The sequence below is a fragment of the Streptomyces telluris genome, from assembly GCF_024519335.1.
Classification (GTDB): Bacteria; Actinomycetota; Actinomycetes; order Streptomycetales; family Streptomycetaceae; genus Streptomyces; species Streptomyces telluris.
This window is the reverse complement of record NZ_JANIID010000042.1, coordinates 1-21,420: the sequence shown is the minus strand read 5'-3', so window position 1 is coordinate 21,420 and position 21,420 is coordinate 1. Positions and strand designations below refer to the sequence as shown.

19 protein-coding genes, 1 pseudogene and 1 riboswitch are annotated in these 21,420 nt (G+C 71.8%); of the genes and pseudogenes, 5 read left to right on the top strand and 15 right to left on the bottom strand.

All coding sequences use genetic code 11. From position 1 onward, the window contains the following. Positions 1 to 173: 173 nt before the first annotated feature. A complete protein-coding gene (locus tag NQU55_RS31970; RefSeq protein WP_168090991.1) occupies positions 174 to 1,970 on the top strand; it encodes an AMP-dependent synthetase/ligase in 1,797 nt (598 codons plus the stop codon). A gap of 78 nt (positions 1,971 to 2,048) precedes the next feature. Here NQU55_RS31970 and NQU55_RS31965 read toward each other — a convergent pair whose 3' ends face one another. Next, positions 2,049 to 3,191 carry a glycosyltransferase family 4 protein gene (locus NQU55_RS31965; protein ID WP_168090990.1) on the bottom strand — a complete coding sequence of 381 codons (1,143 nt, stop codon included), beginning with the start codon at positions 3,189 to 3,191 and terminating at the stop codon, positions 2,049 to 2,051. 146 nt (positions 3,192 to 3,337) lie between these two features. Here NQU55_RS31965 and NQU55_RS31960 point away from each other — a divergent pair, with 146 nt between their 5' ends. Beyond that, positions 3,338 to 4,576: a glycosyltransferase 87 family protein gene (locus tag NQU55_RS31960; protein ID WP_168090989.1), complete on the top strand. Its 1,239-nt coding sequence runs from the start codon at positions 3,338 to 3,340 to the stop codon at positions 4,574 to 4,576. 26 nt (positions 4,577 to 4,602) lie between these two features. Here the strand turns inward: NQU55_RS31960 and NQU55_RS31955 are convergent, their stop codons facing one another. The 5 genes from NQU55_RS31955 to NQU55_RS31935 form a co-directional block, all read right to left on the bottom strand. Next, positions 4,603 to 5,811 (bottom strand): hypothetical protein, encoded by a 1,209-nt coding sequence (locus NQU55_RS31955; protein ID WP_206328881.1) that lies wholly within the window; start codon positions 5,809 to 5,811, stop codon positions 4,603 to 4,605. 146 nt (positions 5,812 to 5,957) lie between these two features. Continuing rightward, positions 5,958 to 7,028 carry a C40 family peptidase gene (locus tag NQU55_RS31950; protein ID WP_168090987.1) on the bottom strand — a complete coding sequence of 357 codons (1,071 nt, stop codon included), beginning with the start codon at positions 7,026 to 7,028 and terminating at the stop codon, positions 5,958 to 5,960. 236 nt (positions 7,029 to 7,264) lie between these two features. After that, positions 7,265 to 8,329 (bottom strand): C40 family peptidase, encoded by a 1,065-nt coding sequence (locus NQU55_RS31945; RefSeq protein ID WP_168090986.1) that lies wholly within the window; start codon positions 8,327 to 8,329, stop codon positions 7,265 to 7,267. Positions 8,330 to 8,547: 218 nt separating this feature from the next. Then, the gene (locus tag NQU55_RS31940) at positions 8,548 to 9,927 is read right to left on the bottom strand and encodes an NYN domain-containing protein (RefSeq protein ID WP_168090985.1); all 1,380 of its coding nucleotides are present in this window, start codon (positions 9,925 to 9,927) and stop codon (positions 8,548 to 8,550) included. Between the two features lie 19 nt (positions 9,928 to 9,946). After that, the gene (locus tag NQU55_RS31935; RefSeq protein WP_168091009.1) at positions 9,947 to 10,186 is read right to left on the bottom strand and encodes a hypothetical protein; all 240 of its coding nucleotides are present in this window, start codon (positions 10,184 to 10,186) and stop codon (positions 9,947 to 9,949) included. A 152-nt stretch (positions 10,187 to 10,338) separates the two neighbouring features. Between NQU55_RS31935 and NQU55_RS31930 the strand changes: the two genes are divergently transcribed. Both NQU55_RS31930 and NQU55_RS31925 read left to right on the top strand, forming a co-directional pair. Next, positions 10,339 to 11,088 (top strand): rhomboid family intramembrane serine protease, encoded by a 750-nt coding sequence (locus NQU55_RS31930; RefSeq protein WP_168090984.1) that lies wholly within the window; start codon positions 10,339 to 10,341, stop codon positions 11,086 to 11,088. 9 nt (positions 11,089 to 11,097) lie between these two features. Continuing rightward, positions 11,098 to 11,379 (top strand): Lrp/AsnC family transcriptional regulator, encoded by a 282-nt coding sequence (locus NQU55_RS31925; RefSeq protein WP_168090983.1) that lies wholly within the window; start codon positions 11,098 to 11,100, stop codon positions 11,377 to 11,379. Between the two features lie 144 nt (positions 11,380 to 11,523). Here NQU55_RS31925 and NQU55_RS31920 read toward each other — a convergent pair whose 3' ends face one another. From NQU55_RS31920 to ctaE, 6 genes are all read right to left on the bottom strand, one after another. Further along, positions 11,524 to 12,882 carry an aminotransferase class V-fold PLP-dependent enzyme gene (locus tag NQU55_RS31920; RefSeq protein ID WP_168090982.1) on the bottom strand — a complete coding sequence of 453 codons (1,359 nt, stop codon included), beginning with the start codon at positions 12,880 to 12,882 and terminating at the stop codon, positions 11,524 to 11,526. 149 nt (positions 12,883 to 13,031) lie between these two features. Beyond that, positions 13,032 to 13,148, bottom strand: a riboswitch (SAM riboswitch). An 89-nt stretch (positions 13,149 to 13,237) separates the two neighbouring features. Next, positions 13,238 to 14,302, bottom strand: coding sequence for an anthranilate phosphoribosyltransferase (gene trpD / locus NQU55_RS31915; protein ID WP_168090981.1), 1,065 nt, complete (start codon positions 14,300 to 14,302; stop codon positions 13,238 to 13,240). A 163-nt stretch (positions 14,303 to 14,465) separates the two neighbouring features. Continuing rightward, a complete protein-coding gene (gene qcrB / locus NQU55_RS31910) occupies positions 14,466 to 16,091 on the bottom strand; it encodes a cytochrome bc1 complex cytochrome b subunit (protein WP_168090980.1) in 1,626 nt (541 codons plus the stop codon). Then, positions 16,088 to 17,143, bottom strand: a complete 1,056-nt coding sequence (gene qcrA, locus NQU55_RS31905) for a cytochrome bc1 complex Rieske iron-sulfur subunit (protein ID WP_168090979.1) — start codon at positions 17,141 to 17,143, stop codon at positions 16,088 to 16,090. The genes qcrB and qcrA overlap by 4 nt, the downstream gene beginning before the upstream one ends. Further along, positions 17,140 to 17,949: a cytochrome bc1 complex diheme cytochrome c subunit gene (gene qcrC / locus NQU55_RS31900; RefSeq protein WP_168090978.1), complete on the bottom strand. Its 810-nt coding sequence runs from the start codon at positions 17,947 to 17,949 to the stop codon at positions 17,140 to 17,142. The genes qcrA and qcrC overlap by 4 nt, the downstream gene beginning before the upstream one ends. 67 nt (positions 17,950 to 18,016) lie before the next feature. After that, positions 18,017 to 18,637, bottom strand: coding sequence for an aa3-type cytochrome oxidase subunit III (gene ctaE / locus NQU55_RS31895; RefSeq protein WP_168090977.1), 621 nt, complete (start codon positions 18,635 to 18,637; stop codon positions 18,017 to 18,019). A 237-nt stretch (positions 18,638 to 18,874) separates the two neighbouring features. Here ctaE and NQU55_RS31890 point away from each other — a divergent pair, with 237 nt between their 5' ends. Further along, entirely contained in the window at positions 18,875 to 19,276 is a 402-nt protein-coding gene (locus NQU55_RS31890; RefSeq protein WP_168090976.1) for a DNA-binding transcriptional response regulator, read from the top strand. A gap of 18 nt (positions 19,277 to 19,294) precedes the next feature. Here the strand turns inward: NQU55_RS31890 and NQU55_RS31885 are convergent, their stop codons facing one another. The 3 genes and pseudogenes from NQU55_RS31885 to NQU55_RS31875 form a co-directional block, all read right to left on the bottom strand. After that, positions 19,295 to 20,551 carry a L,D-transpeptidase gene (locus tag NQU55_RS31885; protein ID WP_168090975.1) on the bottom strand — a complete coding sequence of 419 codons (1,257 nt, stop codon included), beginning with the start codon at positions 20,549 to 20,551 and terminating at the stop codon, positions 19,295 to 19,297. Positions 20,552 to 20,670: 119 nt separating this feature from the next. Beyond that, positions 20,671 to 21,069 (bottom strand): cytochrome c oxidase subunit 4, encoded by a 399-nt coding sequence (locus NQU55_RS31880; RefSeq protein ID WP_058044773.1) that lies wholly within the window; start codon positions 21,067 to 21,069, stop codon positions 20,671 to 20,673. Continuing rightward, positions 21,066 to 21,420, bottom strand: a pseudogene (locus tag NQU55_RS31875) (aa3-type cytochrome oxidase subunit I); the annotation flags it as partial. The pseudogene NQU55_RS31875 and the gene NQU55_RS31880, both read right to left, overlap by 4 nt.

Here is a 21,420-nt window from a genome sequence, read left to right as displayed (position 1 = left end):
CCCGCGGCATGTGACGCAGAGAACATCTGGGCGCAGCCCCCTATTCGAAATCCGTACTGGTGGGTAACGTCCGGGCAGTTGTCCACTACCCCCCTTGCCTGATCATGGACCGCAGCCGACGCAGCGCCCCTCGAAGACGCGGCGGCGCCGGCGCCCGACGAGGAGCAGCAGTCTTGCGCGAGTTCAGCCTTCCGGCCCTCTATGAGGTCCCTGCGGACGGAAACCTGACGGATCTGATCCGCCGCAACGCCGCGCAGCGCCCCGACGTCGCCGTCATAGGCCGCAAGGCCGGCAACCGGTGGGAGGACGTCAGTGCGGCGCAGTTCCTCGCCGAGGTCCGGGCGGCCGCCAAGGGTCTGATCGCCTCCGGTGTGCGGCCGGGCGACCGGGTCGGGCTGATGTCCCGCACCCGCTACGAGTGGACGCTGCTGGACTTCGCGATCTGGAGCGCCGGCGGCGTCACCGTGCCGGTGTACGAGACGAGCTCGCCCGAGCAGATCCAGTGGATCCTCAGCGACTCCGGCGCGGTCGCCTGCCTCGTCGAGACCGCCGACCACGAGGCGGCCGTCGAGTCCGTCAAGGACCGGCTGCCCGAGCTCGCCCACGTCTGGCAGATCGAGGCCGGCGCCGTGGCGAAGCTGCGCGAGGCCGGGGCCGGCATCACGGACGAGGAGGTCGACGAGCGCAGCGCCCTCGCGAACGCCGACTCCCCCGCGACCATCGTCTACACCTCGGGCACCACGGGCCGCCCCAAGGGCTGCGTCCTCACCCACCGCGCGTTCTTCGCGGAGTGCGGCAACGCGGTCGAGCGGCTCAAGCCGCTGTTCAACACGGGCGACTCCTCCGTCCTGCTCTTCCTCCCCACCGCCCACGTCTTCGGGCGCCTGGTGGAGATCTCCGCGATGCTCGCGCCGATCCGCCTGGGCTGCGTGCCCGACATCCGCAACCTGACGGACGAGCTCGCCTCCTTCCGCCCCACGCTGATCCTGGGCGTCCCGCGCGTCTTCGAGAAGGTCTACAACGGCGCCCGCGCCAAGGCCCAGGCCGACGGCAAGGGCAAGATCTTCGACAAGGCCGCGGACACCGCCATCGCCTACAGCCGGGCCCTGGACGCCCCCTCCGGGCCGGGCCTGGGCCTGCGCATCAAGCACGCCGTCTTCGACAAGCTCGTCTACGGCAAGCTGCGGGCCGTCCTCGGCGGCCGGGCCACCCACGCCATCTCCGGCGGCGGGCCGCTGGGCGAGCGCCTGGGCCACTTCTACCGGGGCATCGGCTTCACGGTCCTGGAGGGCTACGGCCTGACCGAGTCCTGCGCCGCGACCGCCTTCAACCCGTGGGACCGGCCGAAGATCGGCACCGTCGGGCAGCCGCTGCCGGGCTCCGTCGTGCGCATCGCCGACGACGGCGAGGTGCTGCTGCACGGCGAGCACCTCTTCCAGGGCTACTGGAACAACGAGGCGGCCACCGAGGAGGCCATGTCCGACGCCTGGTTCCACACCGGCGACCTCGGCACCCTCGACGAGGACGGCTACCTCACGATCACCGGCCGCAAGAAGGAGATCATCGTCACGGCGGGCGGCAAGAACGTCGCCCCGGCCGTGATCGAGGACCGCATCCGGGCCCACGCCCTGATCGCCGAGTGCATGGTCGTCGGCGACGCCCGCCCGTTCGTGGGCGCGCTCGTCACCCTCGACGAGGACTTCCTGCCGCGCTGGCTCGCCGACCACGGCAAGCCCGCCGGGATGACGCCGGCCGAACTGGCCGAGGACGCCGACCTGCTGGCGGACGTGCAGAAGGCCGTCGACGACGGCAACGCGGCCGTCTCCAAGGCCGAGTCGGTGCGCAAGTTCCGTATCCTGCCCGCGCAGTTCACGGAGGCCTCGGGCCATGTGACGCCGTCGCTGAAGCTGAAGCGGAACGTCGTGGCGAAGGACTTCGCGGACGAGATCGAGGCCATCTACCGCGCCTAGCGGCCCGTCGCTTCCCGTCTCATTGCAGGACGGGCCGGATTCTTCCGGATCCGGCCCGTCCTGCAATGAGGGGGATCTCTACAGCAATTCCTTGAGGCGCTCGGCCAGAAGGTCCCAGCGCCACTTCTCCTCCACCCACTGCCGCCCCCGCGCGCCCATGCGCGCGCGCAGCTCCGGGTCCCGCAGCAGCGTCACGATGCGGTCCGCGGCCCTGGCCGGCGAACCGCCCGGCACCACGTACCCCGTCTCGCCCTCCAGGACCGCGTCCGGCGCCCCGCCCGAGTCGCCGGCGACCACCGGCAGGCCCGTCGCCGAAGCCTCCAGGTAGACGATGCCGAGGCCTTCGACGTCGAGGCCGCCGCGGCGCGTGCGGCAGGGCATGGCGAAGACGTCGCCCGCCCCGTAGTGCGCGGGCAGCTCCTCCCACGGCACGGCGCCCGTGAAGCGGACGGCGTGGGCGACGCCCGTCTCCCCGGCCAGCCGCCGCAGGTCGTCCCCGTAGGGCCCGCCGCCGACGATGAGCAGCACCGCGTCCGGAACGGCCGCCAGGATCCGCGGCATGGCCAGGATCAGCGTGTCCTGGCCCTTGCGCGGCACCAGCCGCGAGACGCACACGACCACGGGCCGGTCGGCGAGGCCGAGCCGGGCGCGGACCTCGTCGCCGCCGGAGCCGGGGTGGAAGGTCTTCTCGTCCACGCCGGGCGGCAGTTGCACCATCCGGGCCGCCGCCTCGTCCGTCAGCGCGGAGGCGATCCGCGAGCGGGTGTACTCCCCCAGGTAGGTGAGGGTGTCGGTGCCCTCGCCGATCCGCCGCAGCAGCTGCCGCGACGCGGGCAGCTGCGCCCAGCCGGCCTCGTGCCCGTGCGTGGTGCCGACCAGCCTGCGGGCGCCCGCCCGGCGCAACGCCGGGGCCATGAGCCCGAGCGGGGCCGCGGCCCCGAACCACACCGAGGTGCAGCCGTGTTCGCGCAGCAGGCCGGTGGCGCGCCGGGTCACCCGGGGCGTCGGCAGCAGCATGGTGGTGCGGTCGCGGACGACCGTGAACGGCTGCTCGGCGTCGAAGCGGGCGGTGGCCTCCGCACCCTCCTGGCCGCGCTTCCACGTGGAGGCGTAGACGACGATGCCCGACGGGTCCAGGCGCAGCGCCATGTTGTGCAGGAACGCCTGGATGCCGCCGGGGCGGGGCGGGAAGTCGTTGGTGACGACGAGAGTCTTGTCCATCGCCGTCCGACAGTACCGGGTGCGATCGGGGGCAGTCGGGGCCCCGTCCCGCCACGTCACGGCGTATGGACCCGCCGGAACGGCATCATGCCTTGCAGTAGCGGCGCGCGTACAGCGTGTAGTGACCGTGAAGGGCGAGGTGAGTGATGGCGGGCAGGGGTTTGCGGCTCTCGTTCGCGGCGTGGGCCGTCACCCGGGCCGTGCTGCTGATGTGCGTGCTGCGGGTGTGGGTGATGCCGGGGTCGGACGTCTCCGTCGACATCGAGGTGATCTACCAGGGCTGGTACGGGGTGCTGAGCACCGGCACCTTCCCCTACGACGACGTCACCTGGCAGTACCCGCCCGCCGCGGCCTTCGCCGTGCTCGCCCCCGGCCTGCTCCCCTTCCTCGACTACGCCCCCGCCTTCTTCGTGGTGTGCCTCCTCGCCGACGCGGTCGTCTACGCGCTGCTGCTGTACGCGGTGCGGGGCGGGCGGCGCCGCGCCGCCGGGGTGTGGGTGTGGGTGGCCGGGGTCCCGCTGCTCGGCCCGATCGTCTACGCCCGCTACGACGTGATGGTCACGGCCGTCGCCGTGGCCGCCCTCCTCGCGGCCGGGCGCAGGGCCCGCCTCTCGGGGGCACTCACGGCCTTCGGGGCGCTGCTGAAGGTGTGGCCGGTGCTGCTGCTGGTCGGTACGCCGCGGGGGGCCCGCACGCGGGAGACGTGGGGCGCGGCGGCGGTGACGGCCGCGGTGCTCGGGCTGGCGTTCGCGGCGACCATGCCGGGGGCGCTGGCGTTCCTGACCTTCCAGCGGGACCGGGGCACGGAGGTGGAGTCCCTGGGTTCGCTGGTCTTCCACCTGGGGCGGCACGCCGGCTGGCACGGCCACGCGCGGCTGCACTACGGCTCGGTGGAGTTCCTCGGCCCCTACGTCCACACGGTGAGCCGGCTCGCGCTCGTGCTGAGCGTGGTGGCGTTCGCCTGGCTGCTCCTGTGGCGCGTACGGGCGCGCAGGTTCACCGCCTGCACGCCCTACGAGGCGGCGTTCGCGTCGGTGCTGCTGTTCACCACGACCAGCCGGGTCATCAGCCCGCAGTACGTCGTCTGGCTGCTCGGGCTGGCGGCGGTGTGCCTCACGATGGGCACGACGCGCCAGCGCCTGCCCATCGCCCTGGTCCTGCTGGCCGCCCCGCTGACCCAGCTGGAGTTCCCGATCTGGTTCTCGCACGTGGTGGCCAGTGACAAGCTGGGCGTGGCGACGCTGACCCTGCGCAACGGGCTGCTGGTGGTGGCGACGCTGGTGTCGTGCACGCGCCTGTGGCGGGAGACGGTGTCCCTGCCGGGGTCGTCCGACACGCCGGACGACCCTCCCGCGGAGAAGGAACCGGCCTTGCTGGCAGGCTGACGGGCCCGCTCGGCGGGGAACAGCGCTCACCCCGGGCGCAGCTGTTCCACCACATACGCGCGCCACCGTTCCGTGAACTCCTGCAGCGAGACGCCCAGAACGTCGTGGAGCGCGGTTTCGACGGCCCCGTCGCGGCGGGCGTGGGAGCCCACCGCGCGGTAGAACGCGACGAGTTTCTCCTCGCTCCAGCGGTCGGCGATCAGCCGGCAGGCCAGCCAGCCCTCCTCGTAGGCGCGGGCGAGCCGCCCCGCCTCCCCGGTGAAGCCGAACTCGGGGTCCCCGGGCAGCCGGTCGGGGAGGGTGCCGGCGGCGGCCGCGCGGGAGAGTTCGGGGGCGGCCTGGCGGACGGTGCGGCCGGTGCCGCGGTAGGCGGCCCAGTCGGCGAAGCCCTCGGACAGCCACAGCGGCGTGGCCTTGGTCGTCCTGGCCCGGGTGGCCACGTGGGCGGTCTCGTGGGTGAGCACGATGCGCCGCCCGAACGCGCCGAGCACCCCGTACGCCTCGGGGTTGACGATGATGCGGTCCGCGGGGGCGGCGGCGCCGGAGCCGCCCGCCTCGCCGGTGGTCACGGCGGCGATCCCCCGGTAGTTGGAGACGGGCGAGTCCAGGAGCGCGGCCATGCGCGCCAGCGAGGCGGGCATCTCGACCACGACCCGGCCGGGCCACTCGCCCGACCCGGCCCGCCAGGCCGCGCCCACGGCCGGGACGGCCTTGTCGGCGAGGTCGGCGAGGGCGCGCAGCCGCTCGCGGTCCTGGCCGACGCCGAGGACGAGGCTGCGCTCGCCGCGGACGACGGTCACGGGCCCCTGCTCCCACAGCTGGTGCCCGCCGCGCCGGGAGCCGGCGGCCACGTACCAGCGCCCGTCGCGCTCGACGAGGGTCAGCCGGCTGCGGGCGGTGACGGGAGCGCTGTCGTAGCCGGCCAGCCGGTAGCGCAGCTCGGCCTCGGCGGCGACCCGCCGGCCGTCCCCGGGCGCGGGGGTGAAGCCGCCCGTGCGCACGAGGCGGTAGTCCCAGGAGGCGAGCGGGACGGCCGCGAGGTTGGCGAAGAGGCGGCGCTGCTCCTCCCGGTAGCTCCCGGCGGCCGGGTCGACGGCGCCCAGGAAGGCGCTCTCGTCGCGGTCGCGGACCGCGGCGGCCCACCGGTCCAGGAGCCCCTGCAGGGCCCGCTCGCGGGCGTCAGGGCCCCCGGAGAGCCCTCCGGAGCAGCCGGTCAGCCCGGCCTGGAGGGCCATGAGGAGGGCCGCCAGGCAGCACGCCGCCCGGCGGGCCGGCCCGCGGCCGCCCGCTCGTGTGCCCCCGCGTCCGCTCCACCACCACCGGCCCGTCACGTCCCGCATCGTACGAGCCGTGCGCCCCCGGGGGCGCGCTCAGGACGTGATCACGGCCGGGTCACCGACGAAATCGGCATCATGTTGGCCGGGTCGTAGCGCACCCGGGCGCCGGGGTAGGGGGCGTGGACGACCTGGCCGCCCCCCACGTACATGCCGACGTGGCTGGCGTCGTCGCGGTAGATGACGAGGTCCCCGGGGCGTGCCTCGGACAGCGGGACGTGCCGTCCGGCGTTGCGCTGCGCCTGGGAGGTGCGCGGCAGGCCGACCCCGGCCCGCCCGTACGCCCACTGCATGAGCCCGGAGCAGTCGAAGGCGCCGGGCCCGGTCGCGCCCCAGGCGTAGGGCGAGCCGACGGCGGAGCGGACGGCCATGGCGGCGGCGGCGCCGCGGGCGGAGGCGGCGGCGAGGTCCTGCAGGCCGGCGGGGGCGCCCCCGTCCGGGCGCTCCAGCTGCCGGGTGCCGTCCGAGCGCGAGGCGCGGGCGTAGGCCTCCCGGTCGGCCGCCGGCAGGGCGTTCAGCAGGCGGCGGGCGGTGGCGAGCTTCCCTTCGACCTGCCGCTTGTGCTCTTCGACGGCCTTGCGCGTCCGCTCCAGCTCGCCGAGCATCCGGGCCGCCTCGCTGCGCTCCTGGCGCAGGGCCCGCTGGGCCTCCGTGAGGGCCTTGAGCTGCTCGCTCTGCCGGTCGGAGACGCGGTCCAGGGTGGCGGCGCGGTCCAGGTAGCCGTCGGGGTCGGAGGACAGGAGCAGCTGCAGGGCGGGGTCGACGGCGCCGCTGCGGTACTGCGCGGCGGCGACCATGCCGAGGGCGGTGCGCATGTGGTTGACGCGCTCCTGGCCGCGGGCGACGCGGTCGGTGGCCTCGGCGACCTTCCTGCGGAGCTCGCCTGCGCGCTCGCCCGCTTCGTTGAACTTCTCGGTGGCCCGCTCGGCCTGCTCGTAGAGCCGGTCGACCTGCGCCTTGACGGTCCCGCGGGACCGGTCGTCGCGGGCGGTGTCGCTGGGCCGCGCTCCGGCCGGGGGCGCCATCGCGGCCGCGGCCGTGGCCACGGCGGCGGACAGGACGGTGACCCGGACGGTCTGGGTGAGACCGGACTGCGAAGAACGGCGATGGGACGCCACGGGCTGCCGCACTCCCTTCCTTGCTGCACTGTGGGCGCGGTCTGCCCGGCGCGCCGGTACCGCAGCGCCAGACAGTAGCGGCGCGCTCACCCCGTGTTCAAAGACCTCGCGGGGTGGGAATGGGACGGGAATGCGGACGCCCCGCCGGAGACGCAGGTCACCGGCGGGGCGTGATGTCAGCGAGGGCCACCGCGATTCGCCCGAACGGGCGGCGGGTCAGCCATTCGGCCCAGTCGTCAGCCTATGCGGACGCCGAACTGGAAGGGCATGTTGCCCATCGACTCGTAGCGCACGTTGGCGCCCGGCTTGGGGGCGTGCAGGGTCTGGCCGTTGCCCGCGTAGAGGCCGATGTGGTGCAGGTCGCCGTAGAAGAGCACCAGGTCACCGGGCTTGAGCTGGCTCTGGTCGTAGATGCGGGTGCCCGCGTTGGCCTGGTCCTGGGAGATGCGCGGCAGGGTGACGCCGGCCTGTGCGTACGCCCAGCCGGTCAGCCCGGAGCAGTCGAAGGAGCCGGGGCCGGTCGCGCCCCAGACGTACGGGGAGCCGATCTTGCCCTGGGCGGCGGCGAGCGCGGCGGCGGCGCGGCCGGAGGTGGGCACGTCCTTGCCGAGGTCGGGGCGGCTGCTGCCGCCGGCGCGGCCGGCGCGCTCCTCGCCGCCCTTGGCGCCGTCGGCCTTCTCCTTCTCGCCGAGGACCTCGGCGCGCTCCGCGGCGGTGAGGGTGTTGAGCTGCTCCTTGGCGGCGGCGAGCTTCTCCTGGACGGCTTCCTTCTGCTCGCCCAGCACCGTGCGGGTCTCCGCGAGGTCCTTGAGCTTTCCGGTCGCCTCCTGGCGCTGCTGCTTGAGCGCGCGCTGCTTCTCGGAGATCTGCTTGAGGGTGTCGGCCTGCTTGGCGCTCACCTGGTTGAGCGTGGAGGCCTTCTCCAGGTAGCTCTCCGGGTCGGAGGAGAGCAGCAGCTGCAGCGAGGGGTCGACGGCGCCGCTGCGGTACTGCGCGGTGGCCAGCGAACCGAGGCTGTTGCGCAGCTTGTTGATCTCCTCCTGGCCGCGGGCGACCTTGTCCTGGAGATCGGTGACCTGCTTGTCGAGCTTGTCCTGCTTCTCCTTGGCCCCGTTGTACTTCTCCGTGGCCTGCTCGGCCTCTTCGTAGTACTTGTCGACCTTCTCCTTGACCTCCGCCTTGGAGGCCTTCGGATCGGCGTGCGCGGCCTGCGAGGTGAGGGCGACGGCCGCGGCCGCGGTCGCGGTCAGCACGGTCACCCGGGCGCGGCCCGGCTGCTTGGGTCGACGGTGGGACGCCACGGAGACGGGCTCCTTCTTCCTCGGCCGCCACCGCACGCCGGAGGGCACGGTTCGGGCGGGACCTTCACCGTCACCCCGAATGGATGATCGACCGGGCGAAGGTTCGAGGTCCGACCTTAGTGACCCCCGACTGATCCGTTCAAATCCTCATCAGAAAAATCTCTTGCCTCAACAGAAGCTTTACCAACGTGACACAGCCGGTGATGACGGCTTGACGGTCAGGTACGGGCAAGTCGCTTGAGGAGCAGGGCCGATGCCACCGGCCGGGCGCCCGCCTTCGCGACGCCGTCGGCGACCTCGCGGTCGGTGGAGACCACCACGACCGGACGGCCCGGCGGCTCGGCCCGCACCAGCTGGCGGATGAGCTCGTCCGCGGTCACCCCGGGCTTGCTGAAGAGCACCCGCACGCCGCGCGGCGGCGCGAGCAGCACGGGCGCGGCCAGCTCGGCCCCGTCGAAGACGCAGGTCACCTCGGCGCCCGTCTGCGCGGCCAGCATCGCGAGCCCGCCCAGCAGCCGCAGCCGCTGCTTGTCCAGCGGCATCGTCGGATAGCCGGTCTTGGTGACGTTGTAGCCGTCGACCACGAGGTGCGCCTGAGGCAGCGCCAGCAGCTGGTCCAGCAGCGCAGGATCGGTCTCGGACAGGGCGCGCGTGGCGATGTCCTTCGGGGTCATCCGGCCCGGCTCCACGGCGTCCACCGTGTCCGCGGGGTGCACGGAGACGGGCGGCAGGGCCAGTTCGCGGCGCAGCCCCTGCGCCGCGTCCAGGACGGTGTCCAGCAGCAGCCGCAGGCGCATGTCCTCCACGCTGCGCCCCTCGCGCACCGCCCGGCGGCTCGCCTCCAGCGCGGCCTCGGCCTCCGACAGCCGCGTCTTGAGCCGGCGGGTCTCCCCCAGCGCGGCGGCCTTCTCGGCCGCACCGGCCGCCCGCACGGACTCCAGCTCGGCCTCCGCCTTGCGCAGGGCGGCCTCCCCGCGCCGCACATCGGCGACCGCGCTGCGCAGCTTGCGCTGCAGCGAGTCGGTTTCCCTGCGGGACGCCTCCAGCTCGGCGCGGACCCGCTCGGCCTCGGCCCGCGCCGCGACCCGGGCCTCCGCCAGCTCCTCGCGCAGCCGCCGCAGTTCGCGCTGGGCCTCCTCGCCCGCGCGCTCCGCGGTCGCCCGCAGGGCCTCCTCGCCGGCCGCCGTCACGAGCTTGACCCAGCCCGTGGGCCGCAGCACGTAGGCCATGGCGGCCACGTCCTCCGGATCGGCGGCCGCCGGCGGCGAACCCGCGTCCAGCGCCTCGGCGAGCTCGGAGCCCGTCTCGCGCAGCCGGGCCGAGATGCGCTGGCGGAACGCGGGGTCGTTCTCCACCGCCGCCGCCATCGCATTGCCCGCGAACTTGGCCCGCCGGCTCGGCGTGAACCGGGCGTACTGCCGCAGCGCCGCCGGGAGTTCGGCGACGGTCAGACCGCCGAACGCCTCCGCGACCAAGCCGATGACCCGGCGCCGCACGCCTTCCGGCAACGGACGGTCGAGCACCTCGGCAGCGCCGTCGGTCCCACCGGTGTCACCAGGTCCACCGGCCGCCTCCGCGCCACCCGTGTGCTCCACCACCGCTCATCGCTCCCGTTCTTCAGGCCTTCGCGCCCGGCCGGTCCACCAGCTCGACCTGGTCGACCGCGTTGCACCAGCGGCAACGCACGGACTCGATCGTCTCACTGACCACCTCGCGCTCCTCCACGCTCGGCTCGCCGGAGAGGTCGAGATGGATGAATTCCACGGCTTTGGTCGTACGCGTCACGTCGAACCGGGTGAGATTGCCGCACAGAGCGCAGCGCCACCGGGTCCCGGCTGTCGGCTGGGGAACGCCCATCGTGTCGTCCGTCCTCATCAAGTCCATCGAACTGCGGGTGTGCTTCCCGTAACCCTACGGCCTGATGGTCATGCGGCGCGGAGTGCGGGCCCGCTTCACCGGCCCGGCGAGGCACTCTGTGCGCTTTGCTGCCGGTACGTCATGATCTGCTCATGTTGGGAAAGGCCGGAAAGGCAGCCGGGACGGCGGCGCACGGGGGTCACGACGGGATCCCCCCGCCGGTCCCCCTGGTCACCTACGCCCTCATCGGCGCCTGCTGCGCGGTGTTCCTCCTGGGCCCCGCGGCGGAGCTCACCGCCCCCCTGGCCGGCCACGGCAGCGGCAGCAACCTCCTCGCCGCCCAGAGCGCCTACTTCGAGCGCTGGGGCGTGGTGCCCGAGAAGCTCTGGCACGGGCCGCCGGCGGAGCTGATCACCCCGCTCACCGCGCTCTTCGTGCACGGCAACTGGCTGCATCTGCTCGGGAACATGCTCTTCCTCTACGTCTTCGGCGCCATGGCCGAAAACCGGATGGGACGCGGACCCTTCGTCCTCTTCTACCTCGCCGCCGGAGTGCTCGCCCTGCTCGGCTACGCGGCCGCGCACGCCGCCTCCGACCGCACGCTCGTCGGCGCCTCCGGTGCGATCTCCGGGGTCCTCGGGGCCTTCCTCTACCTCTTCCCCCGGGCCCGCGTCACCAGTCTCTTCCCGTTCCTCTTCTTCCTGCCGCTGCGGTTCCCCGCCTGGGCCGTGCTGCTCTTCTGGTTCGCCCTGCAGTGGGTGGCCGCCCGCGCGGCCGGCGACCGCCCCGGCGTCGCCTACCTCGCCCACGTCGTGGGCTTCGCGCTGGGCTTCCTGTACGCGTGGGCGAGGTACGGCCGTACGACTAGAGTGAAGGCGGGGCTGCCCCCCGACCCCCGATAGGAGCCCGCAGTGATCACTTCGATCGTGCTGATCAAGACCGACGTCGACCGGATCCCCGAGATCGCCGAGCAGATCGCCGCGATCGAGGGCGTGAGCGAGGTGTACTCGGTGACGGGTGCGCACGATCTGATCGCCATGGTGCGGGTGGCCCGGCACGACGACCTCGCGGACGTCATCCCGGGCAGGATCAGCAAGGTCCCGGGCGTCGCCTCGACGGAGACGCATATCGCGTTCCGCACGTACTCCCAGCACGACCTGGAGGCGGCGTTCGCCATCGGCCTGGACGCCTGACGGCACGTCGCAGAAACCACGGGTTGCGCCCGCCCGGCACCGCCGGTCACCACCATCGTGGTGACCCGCCGCGGCGGCGATCAGCCACGACGATCGTGACCGGCGGTGCCGGTACCGGCGCAGCCCGCGATCAAGCCTCCGCCGTCAGGCGACCGGCACGCAGCGCCCGTTCTCCGTCCGGTAGGACCACCTCGCCCCGTCGCGGACGAGCTCACCGACCGCCGTCACGAAGCGTTCGACATGCTCATCGGGCGTGCCGGCACCGAAGCTCACACGGATCGCGTTGAGGGGCGCCCCCTCGTCGGAGCCGCACCCGCCGTCCGCCGAGGACGCGCCGCCGACCAGCGTCCGCACCAGCGGGTGCGCGCAGAAGAGGCCGTCGCGGACGCCGATCCCGTACTCCGCGGAGAGCGCCGCCGCGAAGTGCGAGCTGTTCCAGCCGTCGACGGTGAAGGACAGGACGCCCACGCTCGGGGCGCCGGGCCCGAAGAGCGAGAGCACCCGCACCCCCGGCACCGCCGCCAGCCCCTCCCGCACGGCGGTGATCAGCTGCCGCTCCCGCTCCGCGAGCCGGTCGAAGCCGGCCTCGGTGAGCGCCTTGCACGCGGAGGCGATGGCGTAGGCCCCGATGACGTTGGGCGAGCCGGCCTCGTGCCGGGCGACCCCGTCGTGCCAGTCGACCTCCACCTCGCCGGAGGCGCCCCGCGCGACGCGCCGGCTCGCGCCCCCGCCGGCCAGGTAGGGCTCGGCGTCGCGGAGCCAGTCCGCCCGGCCGGCCAGCACGCCGGCGCCGAAGGGCGCGTACAGCTTGTGCCCGGAGAAGGCGACCCAGTCGGCGTCCAGTTCCGCGATGTCCACGCGCTGGTGGGGGACGAGCTGGGCCGCGTCCACGACGATCCGCGCGCCGTGGGCGTGCGCGGCGGCGGCCAGCTCCCGTACGGGCCACAGCTCGCCGGTCACGTTGGACGCACCGGTCACGCACACCAGCGCGGGCCCGTAGGGCTCGCGGGCCGCGAGCGCCTGCTCCAGCGTCTCGACCGCCTGCCCGGGGGTGCGGGGCGCGTCGAGGTAGGTCACCTCGGCGTCCGCGCGCCGCTCCCAGGGCAGCAGCGCCGCGTGGTGCTCGGTCTCGAAGACGAACACCCGCGTCCCGGCGGGGAGTACGGCCGCGAGCAGGTTGAGCGAGTCGGTGGTCGAGCGGGTGAAGAGGACCTGGTCGCCGTCCCGGCAGCCGAGGAACGCGGCGACGTCCGCCCGGCTGTTCTCGAAGAGCTCCGTCGACAGCTGCGAGAGGTAGCCCGCGCCGCGGTGCACGCTGCCGTAGTAGGGCGCGTACGCCGCCACGTCGTCCCACACCCGCTGCAGGGCGGGGGCGCTGGCCGCGTAGTCCAGCGCGGCGTAGGTCACCTCTCCGCCGGTCACCAGCGGGACCCGGACATCGCACCCGAGAACGGGCAGAGGGGTGCAAACGGACCGGTCGGAGGCAAGGGTGGGGACAGACATGGCGAACTCCCGTAAAAAGGCAGGCGAATTCCACCGCGCGACGGGCGCGGGAAAGGGAAAGAGGGTGCGGGAAAAGGGGCTCTTCGAGCCCTAACGCATTCGCTGAACCACGGAAGGAACTCCCTCGACAACCAGGATCCCTGGCGAGGGACCCGCGCTTGCCGCAGACCTCGCTGCCTGCGACCTGGTCATCACCCGGGGCACCCCGCCACGGAAGGAGGGTTGCCGGACAGCGGGCCGGGGCCGTGTCGCTGTCACTCGTGACCTTGGCGGAGAGTATGGCACAACTGATCGCCGGCCGGGAAGGGGCGTCCGGATCACGGACGCCCCTGCACCGCACTACTCCTTCACGGCGCTACGCGTTGCTCGCCAGCGCCCACCGCTCTAGCACCCGCCGGGCCGCCCCGGAGTCGATGGACTCCCCGGCCCGCACCAGCCCACCCCTGATCTGCTCCGCCAGCGGCTCCTCCGTCGGCGCCAACGCCACCAGCGCCGCGGCGGAGTTGAGGAGCACGGCGTCCCGCACCGGCCCCGCCTCGCCCGCGAGCAGACGCCGCGCGACATCGGCGTTGTAGGACGCGTCGCCCCCCCGCAGCGCCTCCACGGGCACCAGGTCGATCCCCACGTCCCGCGGGTCGAAGGACTCCTCGCGGACCCGTCCCCCGGAGACCACCCACACCTTCGACGTGGCGGTCGAGGTCAGCTCGTCGAGGCCGTCGTCGCCGCGGAAGACCAGCGCCGAGGAGCCGCGCTCGGCGAGCACCCCGGCGAGGATCGGGGCCATCCGGGCGTCCGCGACGCCCGTGGCCTGGGCCCGTACCTTCGCGGGGTTGGTCAGCGGGCCGAGCACGTTGAAGACGGTGCGGATGCCGAGCTCGCGCCGGGCCGCGGCCACGTGCCGCAGCGCCGGGTGGAACTTCACCGCGAAGCAGAGGGTGATGCCGGCCTCCTCGGCCACCTCCACCACCCGCTGCGGGCTGAGGTCGAGGTTCACGCCCAGCTTCTCCAGCACGTCGGAGGCGCCGCTGGCCGAGGACGCCGCCCGGTTGCCGTGCTTGACGACCTTCACGCCGGTGCCGGCGACGACGATCGAGGACATGGTGGAGATGTTGACGGTCTTGGCGCCGTCGCCGCCGGTGCCGACGATGTCCACGCTGGGGCCGGGGACCTCGATCAGCCGGGCGTGCTCGTACATCGTGCGCACCAGGCCGGAGATCTCGGCGACCGTCTCGCCCTTGGCGCGCAGGGCGACCAGGAAGCCCGCGATCTGCGCGCCGGTGGCCTCGCCGCTCATGATCCGGTCCATGGCCCAGGCGGCGTCGACGACGGTGAGGTCACGGCCGGCGAGCAGGGCGTCCAGGAGGCCCGGCCAGGAGGGGGCCACCGCGCTGTCGCCGCCTGCCGGGGTCACAACGTTCATGGTCCACGCTCCTGGTGGTCGGTCCGGAGAGCCGGGTTCGTCCCGGGGTCTGCCAGCCCAGCCTATCCACCCCCGCAGACAGCGAAGAGCCCCGTCCATGCGTCGGACGGGGCTCTCGCTGTGGCGATCAGCGATCAGGGTGGATCAGAGGCGATCCGGGGGATCAGTGGTGGCCGTGGCCGCTCGTGATCTCCTCGTACTCCTCCACGGTGGCCTTGGGGATCTGGGTCCCCTCGCCGTAGAAGCCCTTCGAGAGCTTCACCCGGAGGCGCTGGCCGGCGCCGGCCTTGCGGGCCACGCCGTTCTCGTCGTACTCCGGCTCCAGCTCGAGCGGCTGGGGCTGGTGGTGCGCCGTGAGGGTGTGCATCTGCTCCTGCGAGAGGGGCTCGTGGACCTCGACGAACTCACCGTGCGGCAGGCGCTTGATGATGCCGGACTCGCGTCCGTGCAGCACCTTGTCCTTGTCGCGGCGCTGCAGGCCCATGCAGATCCGGCGGGTGGCGATGAACACCAGGACCGGGATCACGAAGAAGCCGATGCGGACGAACCAGGTGATGGCGTTGATCGACAGGTGGAAGTGGGTGGCCCACAGGTCGTTTCCACCACCGACCAGCATCACGAAGTACGCGGCGATCCAGGCGGCACCGAAGGCGGTGCGCGTCGGGGCGTTGCGCGGGCGGTCCAGCAGGTGGTGCTCGCGCTTGTCACCGGTGACCCAGGACTCGATGAACGGCCAGACCGCGATCGCACCGAGCACCAGCGGGAAGATGACCAGCGGAATGAACACGCCCAGGACGAGCGTGTGGCCCCACAGGTTGATCTCCCAGCCCGGCATGACACGGATCAGACCCTCGGCGAAGCCCATGTACCAGTCGGGCTGGGCGCCGGTGGACACCTGGTCCGGGCGGTACGGGCCGATGGCCCAGATCGGGTTGATCGAGGCGATCGCCGCGATGGCCGCGATGATGCCGAAGACCAGGAAGAAGAAGCCACCGGCCTTGGCCATGTAGACCGGCATCAGCGGGAGGCCGACGACGTTCTTGTTGGTCCGGCCCGGGCCGGGGAACTGCGTGTGCTTGTGGTAGATCACCAGGATCAGGTGGGCCACCAGCAGACCGAGCATGATGCCCGGCAGCAGCAGGACGTGGATGGAGAAGAACCGCGGCACGAAGTCCGAGCCGGGGAACTCGCCGCCGAAGAGGAACATCGAGATGTACGTGCCGACGATCGGCACGGACAGGATCGCGCCCTCCATGAAGCGGACACCGGTGCCGGAGAGCAGGTCGTCCGGGAGCGAGTAACCGGTGAAGCCGGTGAACATGCCGAGGACGAACAGCAGGAAGCCGAACAGCCAGTTGACCTCACGCGGCTTGCGGAACGCACCGGTGAAGAACACGCGCATCATGTGCACGAACATGCCCGCGAGGAAGATCAGCGCGGCCCAGTGGTGGATCTGCCGGATGAGCAGACCGCCACGGACGTCGAAGCTGATGTCGAGGGTCGACTTGAACGCCTCGGACATGTGCATGCCCTGCATGGGCACGTACGAGCCGTGGTAGACGACCTCGTTCATGCTCGGGTGGAAGAACAGCGTCAGATACACACCCGTGAGGATGATGATCACGAAGCTGTAGAGGCAGACCTCGCCCAGCATGAAGGACCAGTGGTCCGGGAAGATCTTCCGCATGTTGGCCTTGGCCAGGGTGTAGATACCCAGACGGCCGTCGGCCCAGTCGGCGACCCGCTCGCCTGCGGGCGCCTTGCGGCGGTTGTCAGTCGTAGTGCTCATCCGCGCTCCCAGTAGGCAGGACCGACGGGCTCGGCGAAGTCGCCCATGGCCTCAAGGTAGCCCTTGTCGTTGACCTTGATCCGCAGCTGCGGAAGGGCGTGGCCGGCCGGGCCGAAGATCACGCGTCCGCCGTCGGACAGGTCGAAGGTGGACTGGTGGCACGGGCACAGCACGTGGTGCGTCTGCTGCTCGTAGAGGCTGATCGGGCAGCCGACGTGGGTGCAGATCTTGGAGAACGCGACGATGCCGTCGGCGGACCAGTCGAGCTCGCGCTTGTCCTTGATGTTCTCCGGGCGGAGCCGGACGATCATCAGGGCGGCCTTGGCGATCTCCTTCTGGAAGTCGTGGTCCTCCTCCTTCATGCCCTCGGGCATGGCGAAGGTGAGGGAGCCGACCTGGATGTCCTCGGGACGCAGCGGCTGCAGCGTGTTCTGGTTGATCAGCATCTTGCCCTCGGACCAGGCGGTCTTCCGGAGCTTGGTGCCCGGAAGCGGTCCGAGGTCGCGCAGCAGCACCACGCCGGAGAGCGGCACCAGGGCCAGCGCGCCGAACATGGTGTTGCGGATCAGCTTGCGGCGGCCGAAGGCCGACTCCTCCGCGCCCTGCTTGAAGTCGGCCATGACCTTGGCCTTGACATCGGGCTCGGCGGCGATGGCGTGCCGCTCGTCGGCGACCTCCACGTCCGACATCAGGGTGCGGGCCCAGTGGACCGCGCCCGCGCCGATGCAGAACAGCGCCACCGCGAGGGTCATGCCCAGCGCGAAGTTCAGGGCGCTGATGTGACCGATCGGGAAGACGTAGATGCTCTTGTCGACCGGGAGGGTCACGTAGGAGGCGATGAAGCCGACCGTGGCCAGCATCGAGAGCAGGAACAGGAAGGCGACCACGCGCTCGGAGCGCTGGGCGGCCCGCTCGTCGACGTCCTGGATGCGGGGCTCGTGCGGCGGGAGGCCGGGGTCGGCGAACGGGTCGCCGGCCGTCTTCGTCACGGCACCGCCGTGCGCGTCCTGCGTGCTCGGCAGGTTCTCTTCTGGAATGTCTTGGCTACTCATGACTTCTTGGCCTTAGCGGTGTGGGCCGCGACCCAGATGGCTACTGCGATCAGCGCGCCCAGTCCGAAGATCCACGCGAACAGACCCTCGCTGACGGGGCCGAGCCCGCCCAGCTCGAGGCCGCCCGGGCTCTCCGACTTGCTGCTGTTGACCGTGTCGAGGTACGCGATGATGTCCTTCTTGTTCTTCTCCGTCATCGTCGTGTCGGGGAAGGAAGGCATGTTCTGCGGGCCGGTCTGCATGGCCTCGTAGATGTGCTTGGGGTTGACGTCCTCAAGCGTGGGGGCGTACTTGCCGTTGGAAAGCGCGCCGCCCTTACCGGTGAAGTTGTGGCACTGGGCGCAGTTGGTGCGGAAGAGCTCCCCGCCCTTCGCGATGTCCGCGCCGTCCGGGCTGTACTGATCCTTGGTCGGGATCGCGGGGCCGGCACCCAGCGAGGCGATGTACGCGGCGAGCTGGTCGATCTCGGCCTGCGAGTAGATCGCCTTCTTGCGGGGGGCCTGGGCACCCTGCTGCTGGAGCGGCATGCGGCCGGTGGCGACCTGGAAGTCGACGGCCGCAGCGCCCACGCCGACGAGGCTCGGGCCGTCGGTGGTGCCCTGACCGCCGGTGCCGTGGCAGCTTGCGCAGCCCACGGAATAGAGCTTCTTGCCCTCCTCGATGGCGAGGGACTGGGCGGTTTCATCGGCCTTGGCCGTGTCCGCCGGCGCGAACGCGGCGTACAGCCCCCCAGTTACCGCCAGCGCGAAGAGTAGGACGACGACCGCCGCCAGCGGATGGCGTCGTCGTGCGGAGAGCTTTTTCACGGATTACCCCGGTGTCAGGATCTTCTGCGTCGATCTGGACTGTTGGTCCGGTGCGGGACGGGACCGATTACTTGATCAAGTAGATCGTGGCGAAGAGGCCGATCCACACCACGTCGACGAAGTGCCAGTAGTAGGACACGACGATGGCCGCCGTCGCCTGGTGGTGGGTGAACCTCTTGGCCGCGTACGTCCTGCCCAGGACCAGCAGGAAGGCGATCAGACCGCCCGTCACGTGCAGGCCGTGGAAGCCGGTCGTCAGGTAGAACACCGAGCCGTACGGGTCGGAGGAGAGCGAGAGCCCGTCCTTCTTCACGAGGTCGGTGTACTCGAAGACCTGGCCGCCGATGAAGATGGCACCCATCACGAAGGTGATCACGAACCAGGTGCGCAGCTTCTTCACGTCGCCGCGCTCGGCGGCGAAGACGCCGAGCTGGCAGGTGAGGGAGGAGAGCACCAGGATCGTGGTGTTGGTCGCCGAGAACGGCAGGTTCAGCGCGGACGCCTTTTCCGACCAGAACTCGGTGCCCGTCACCGATCGCAGGGTGAAGTACATCGCGAAGAGGGCCGCGAAGAACATCAGCTCGGAACTCAACCAGATGATGGTTCCGACGCTGGTGAGGTTCGGTCGATTGACCGACGGGTGTGCGTGCCCGGTATCTGTTGCTGTTGCAGTCGCCACGACCGACATTATGTCGGTCGCTTATCTCGTGCTCACTCCGGGGGGTGCCGTTCGGTGTGTCAAGAGCATGTGCGCTGCTCGTACGGCCCAGTGCCGGGGTCCCCCAAAGGGGGGAACCGGACGTTCCGGGGCACCTCGGGGGCCTGACGGACCCTCCTCCGGAAGGGTGTTCGCGGAGTAGAGTCCGGCCATCGATCAGCTCCACGTCAGATCCACAGCTGTGCCGAACACAAGCCTGGAGGAACGATGCAGCCGACGGCCACCGTGCTGGTCTACAGCGACAACGCGGACACCCGCGAGCAGGTCCGGCTGGCCGCCGGGCGCCGGCCCGCCCCCGACGTGCCGCCGGTCGTGTACGTGGAGTGCGCGACGCTCCCGGGCGTGCTCACGGCCCTGGAGGAGCACCACGTGGACGTGTGCGTCCTGGACGGCGAGACGGCGCCCGCGGGCGGCATGGGGGTCTGCCGGCAGCTGAAGGACGAGGTGTTCCGCTGCCCGCCCGTGCTGCTGCTCATGGGCCGCCCGCAGGACGCCTGGCTGGCCACCTGGAGCCGCGCCGACGCGGCCGTGACGCACCCGCTGGACCCGGGGGTCTTCGCCGACGCCCTGGCGGGCCTGCTGCGCGCCCGGAAGGCCGTGGACGCCTGAGGGGGCGCCCGGGGGCGGCTAGAGCTCGGGGCGCAGGCGGGCCGCGTCGGCGGGGCTGCTCCCCTCGGCCTTCCCGGTCTTCCCTCCGACGAGGGCACTGCCCTTGCGCCATTCGTCCCAGGACATGTTCCAGTCGCCGAAGCCGTTGTCGAACGGGGTCATGGTCGCGCCGGCGCTGCCCACGACCTTGACGATGTCGCCGACGTGCACGGTGTCGAAGAACCACTTGGCGTTGGCGGTGCTCATGCCGGTGCAGCCGTGGCTGACGTTCTCGGCGCCCTGGGACCCCTCGGACCAGGGCGCGGCGTGTACGTACTCGCCGCTCCAGGTGACCCGGGTGGCCCAGTGGACGGGCAGGTCGTAGGAGTCCGCGCTGCCCTCGGCGATGCCGATGCTGGTGCCGCGCATGCGTACGAAGGATTCCCGGCCCAGGATCACCTTGACCCCGTTGCGGGTGGCGTAGCCGGGCTTGCCGGTGGTCACCGGGATGGACCGGACCTCCTTGCCGCTCACGAACACGGTCATGCTGTGCGCGCTCGCGTCGGTGACGGCCTCGATGCGGTCGCCCGTCGTCATCCGCACGGCCCTGGAGGGGCCTCCGTAGAGGCCGCCGCCGACCTTGATGCCGTCGAGGTTGGCGTGCACGTCGACGGTGGTGTGGGCGGGCCAGTACTCCTTCGGGCGGTAGTGCAGGGTGCGGTTGTCCACCCAGTGCCAGGCGCCCTCCACGGCGGGCTTGGACTCGACCCGGAAGGTGCGCTCGACGATCGCGCGGGCTGCCGGGTCCTGGACGGGGGTGCTCAGCTCGGCGGTGATGGGCTGCCCCACGCCGTAGGTGCCGCTCTGCGGGCCGAAACTGACGCGCAGGAGGCGGTCGGCCGGGTTGGTGTCGAAGCCGATCGTGCGGCGCCCCTGGGAGCCGTTCTCGTCCTCCGTGGTGACGCGCACGGTGTAGTGGGCGCCGGCGGCGAGGGCGCCGGTGCTGTGCCAGCGGGAGCCGTCGGGGCTGAGTTCGCCCTTGACGTAGCGACCCGCCGCGTCCGTCGCCGTGACGTCCGTGATCCGGTCCTCGCCCCTGGCCACCACCTCCAGGGGCTTGCTGGGGTCCGCCTTCTGCCCGTCGTGGGCACTGGTGAGCTCGACCTGGCCGCTGGCGTCGTAGGGCTTGTCGGCCAGCGGGTTGGACGAGCCGCCGCAGGCGGTGACCCCCACCACCAGCGCGGTCAGCAGCACCGCCCCGGTGAGCGCCAGACGGTGTCGACGTGACTGGGTCATGGTCACACCGTAGGAAGGATCGGGACCTCCGGCCTGCCGGGTGACTGCAAACGGGTGGAAACGCACCGGGCCCCCCGCACCTGACGGTGCGGGGGGCCCTGGACGGCAACGGCCGTTCGCTACTGGTTCTGGTTCTCGCCTCGGTAGAACTCGAACACCCAGCCGAAGAGGCCGACCGCGATGACCGGGGCCGAGAAGTACATCAGCCACCAGCCGAAGCAGATGCTCATGAAGGCCAGGGCGCCACCGATCGCCAGGGAGAGCGGCTGCCAGCTGTGCGGGGCGAAGAAGCCCAGCTCGCCGGCGTCGTCGGCGACGTCCGCCTCCTTGTTGTCACCGGCGCCGGTGTCCACCCGGCGCGCGGTGAACGCCAGGTAGTAGCCGACCATGATGCACAGGCCGAAGGCCAGGAAGAGCGCCGTCGTACCGGCCGGCTCCTTCGACCACACGCCATAGACGCACGCCATGGCGAGGATGAAGACGGAGAGCCAGATGAACATCTTGCCCTGGATCTTCACTTGCCGGCCTCCTTGCCACCCGCGAGGGCCTTCTCAGCCGCGAGGTTCTCTTCGAGCTCCAGGGCCGCGATCTCCGGGTGGTGCAGGTCGAACGCCGGGGATTCGGAGCGGATGCGCGGCAGCGTGAGGAAGTTGTGCCGCGGCGGCGGGCAGGAGGTCGCCCACTCCAGCGAGCGGCCGTAGCCCCACGGGTCGTCGACCTCGACCTTCTTGCCGTACTTGGCGGTCTTCCAGACGTTGTACATGAACGGCAGGATCGACAGGCCCAGCAGGAAGGAGCTGATGGTCGAGATGGTGTTCAGCGTGGTGAAGCCGTCGGCGGCGAGGTAGTCCGCGTAACGGCGCGGCATG

Excerpts from the sequence above, each read along its gene's own strand:
- NQU55_RS31935 (WP_168091009.1), bottom strand. The coding sequence starts at position 10,186 with ATGGGCGTTCCCCAGCCGACAGCCGGGACCCGGTGGCGCTGCGCTCTG.
- ctaE (WP_168090977.1), bottom strand. The coding sequence starts at position 18,637 with ATGTCGGTCGTGGCGACTGCAACAGCAACAGATACCGGGCACGCACAC.
- qcrB (WP_168090980.1), bottom strand. The coding sequence starts at position 16,091 with ATGAGCACTACGACTGACAACCGCCGCAAGGCGCCCGCAGGCGAGCGG.
- qcrA (WP_168090979.1), bottom strand. The coding sequence starts at position 17,143 with ATGAGTAGCCAAGACATTCCAGAAGAGAACCTGCCGAGCACGCAGGAC.
- NQU55_RS31955 (WP_206328881.1), bottom strand. The coding sequence starts at position 5,811 with ATGGCCCTCCAGGCCGGGCTGACCGGCTGCTCCGGAGGGCTCTCCGGG.
- NQU55_RS31960 (WP_168090989.1), top strand. The coding sequence starts at position 3,338 with ATGGCGGGCAGGGGTTTGCGGCTCTCGTTCGCGGCGTGGGCCGTCACC.
- trpD (WP_168090981.1), bottom strand. The coding sequence starts at position 14,302 with ATGAACGTTGTGACCCCGGCAGGCGGCGACAGCGCGGTGGCCCCCTCC.
- NQU55_RS31885 (WP_168090975.1), bottom strand. The coding sequence starts at position 20,551 with ATGACCCAGTCACGTCGACACCGTCTGGCGCTCACCGGGGCGGTGCTG.
- NQU55_RS31965 (WP_168090990.1), bottom strand. The coding sequence starts at position 3,191 with ATGGACAAGACTCTCGTCGTCACCAACGACTTCCCGCCCCGCCCCGGC.
- NQU55_RS31890 (WP_168090976.1), top strand. The coding sequence starts at position 18,875 with ATGCAGCCGACGGCCACCGTGCTGGTCTACAGCGACAACGCGGACACC.
- NQU55_RS31930 (WP_168090984.1), top strand. The coding sequence starts at position 10,339 with ATGTTGGGAAAGGCCGGAAAGGCAGCCGGGACGGCGGCGCACGGGGGT.
- NQU55_RS31920 (WP_168090982.1), bottom strand. The coding sequence starts at position 12,882 with ATGTCTGTCCCCACCCTTGCCTCCGACCGGTCCGTTTGCACCCCTCTG.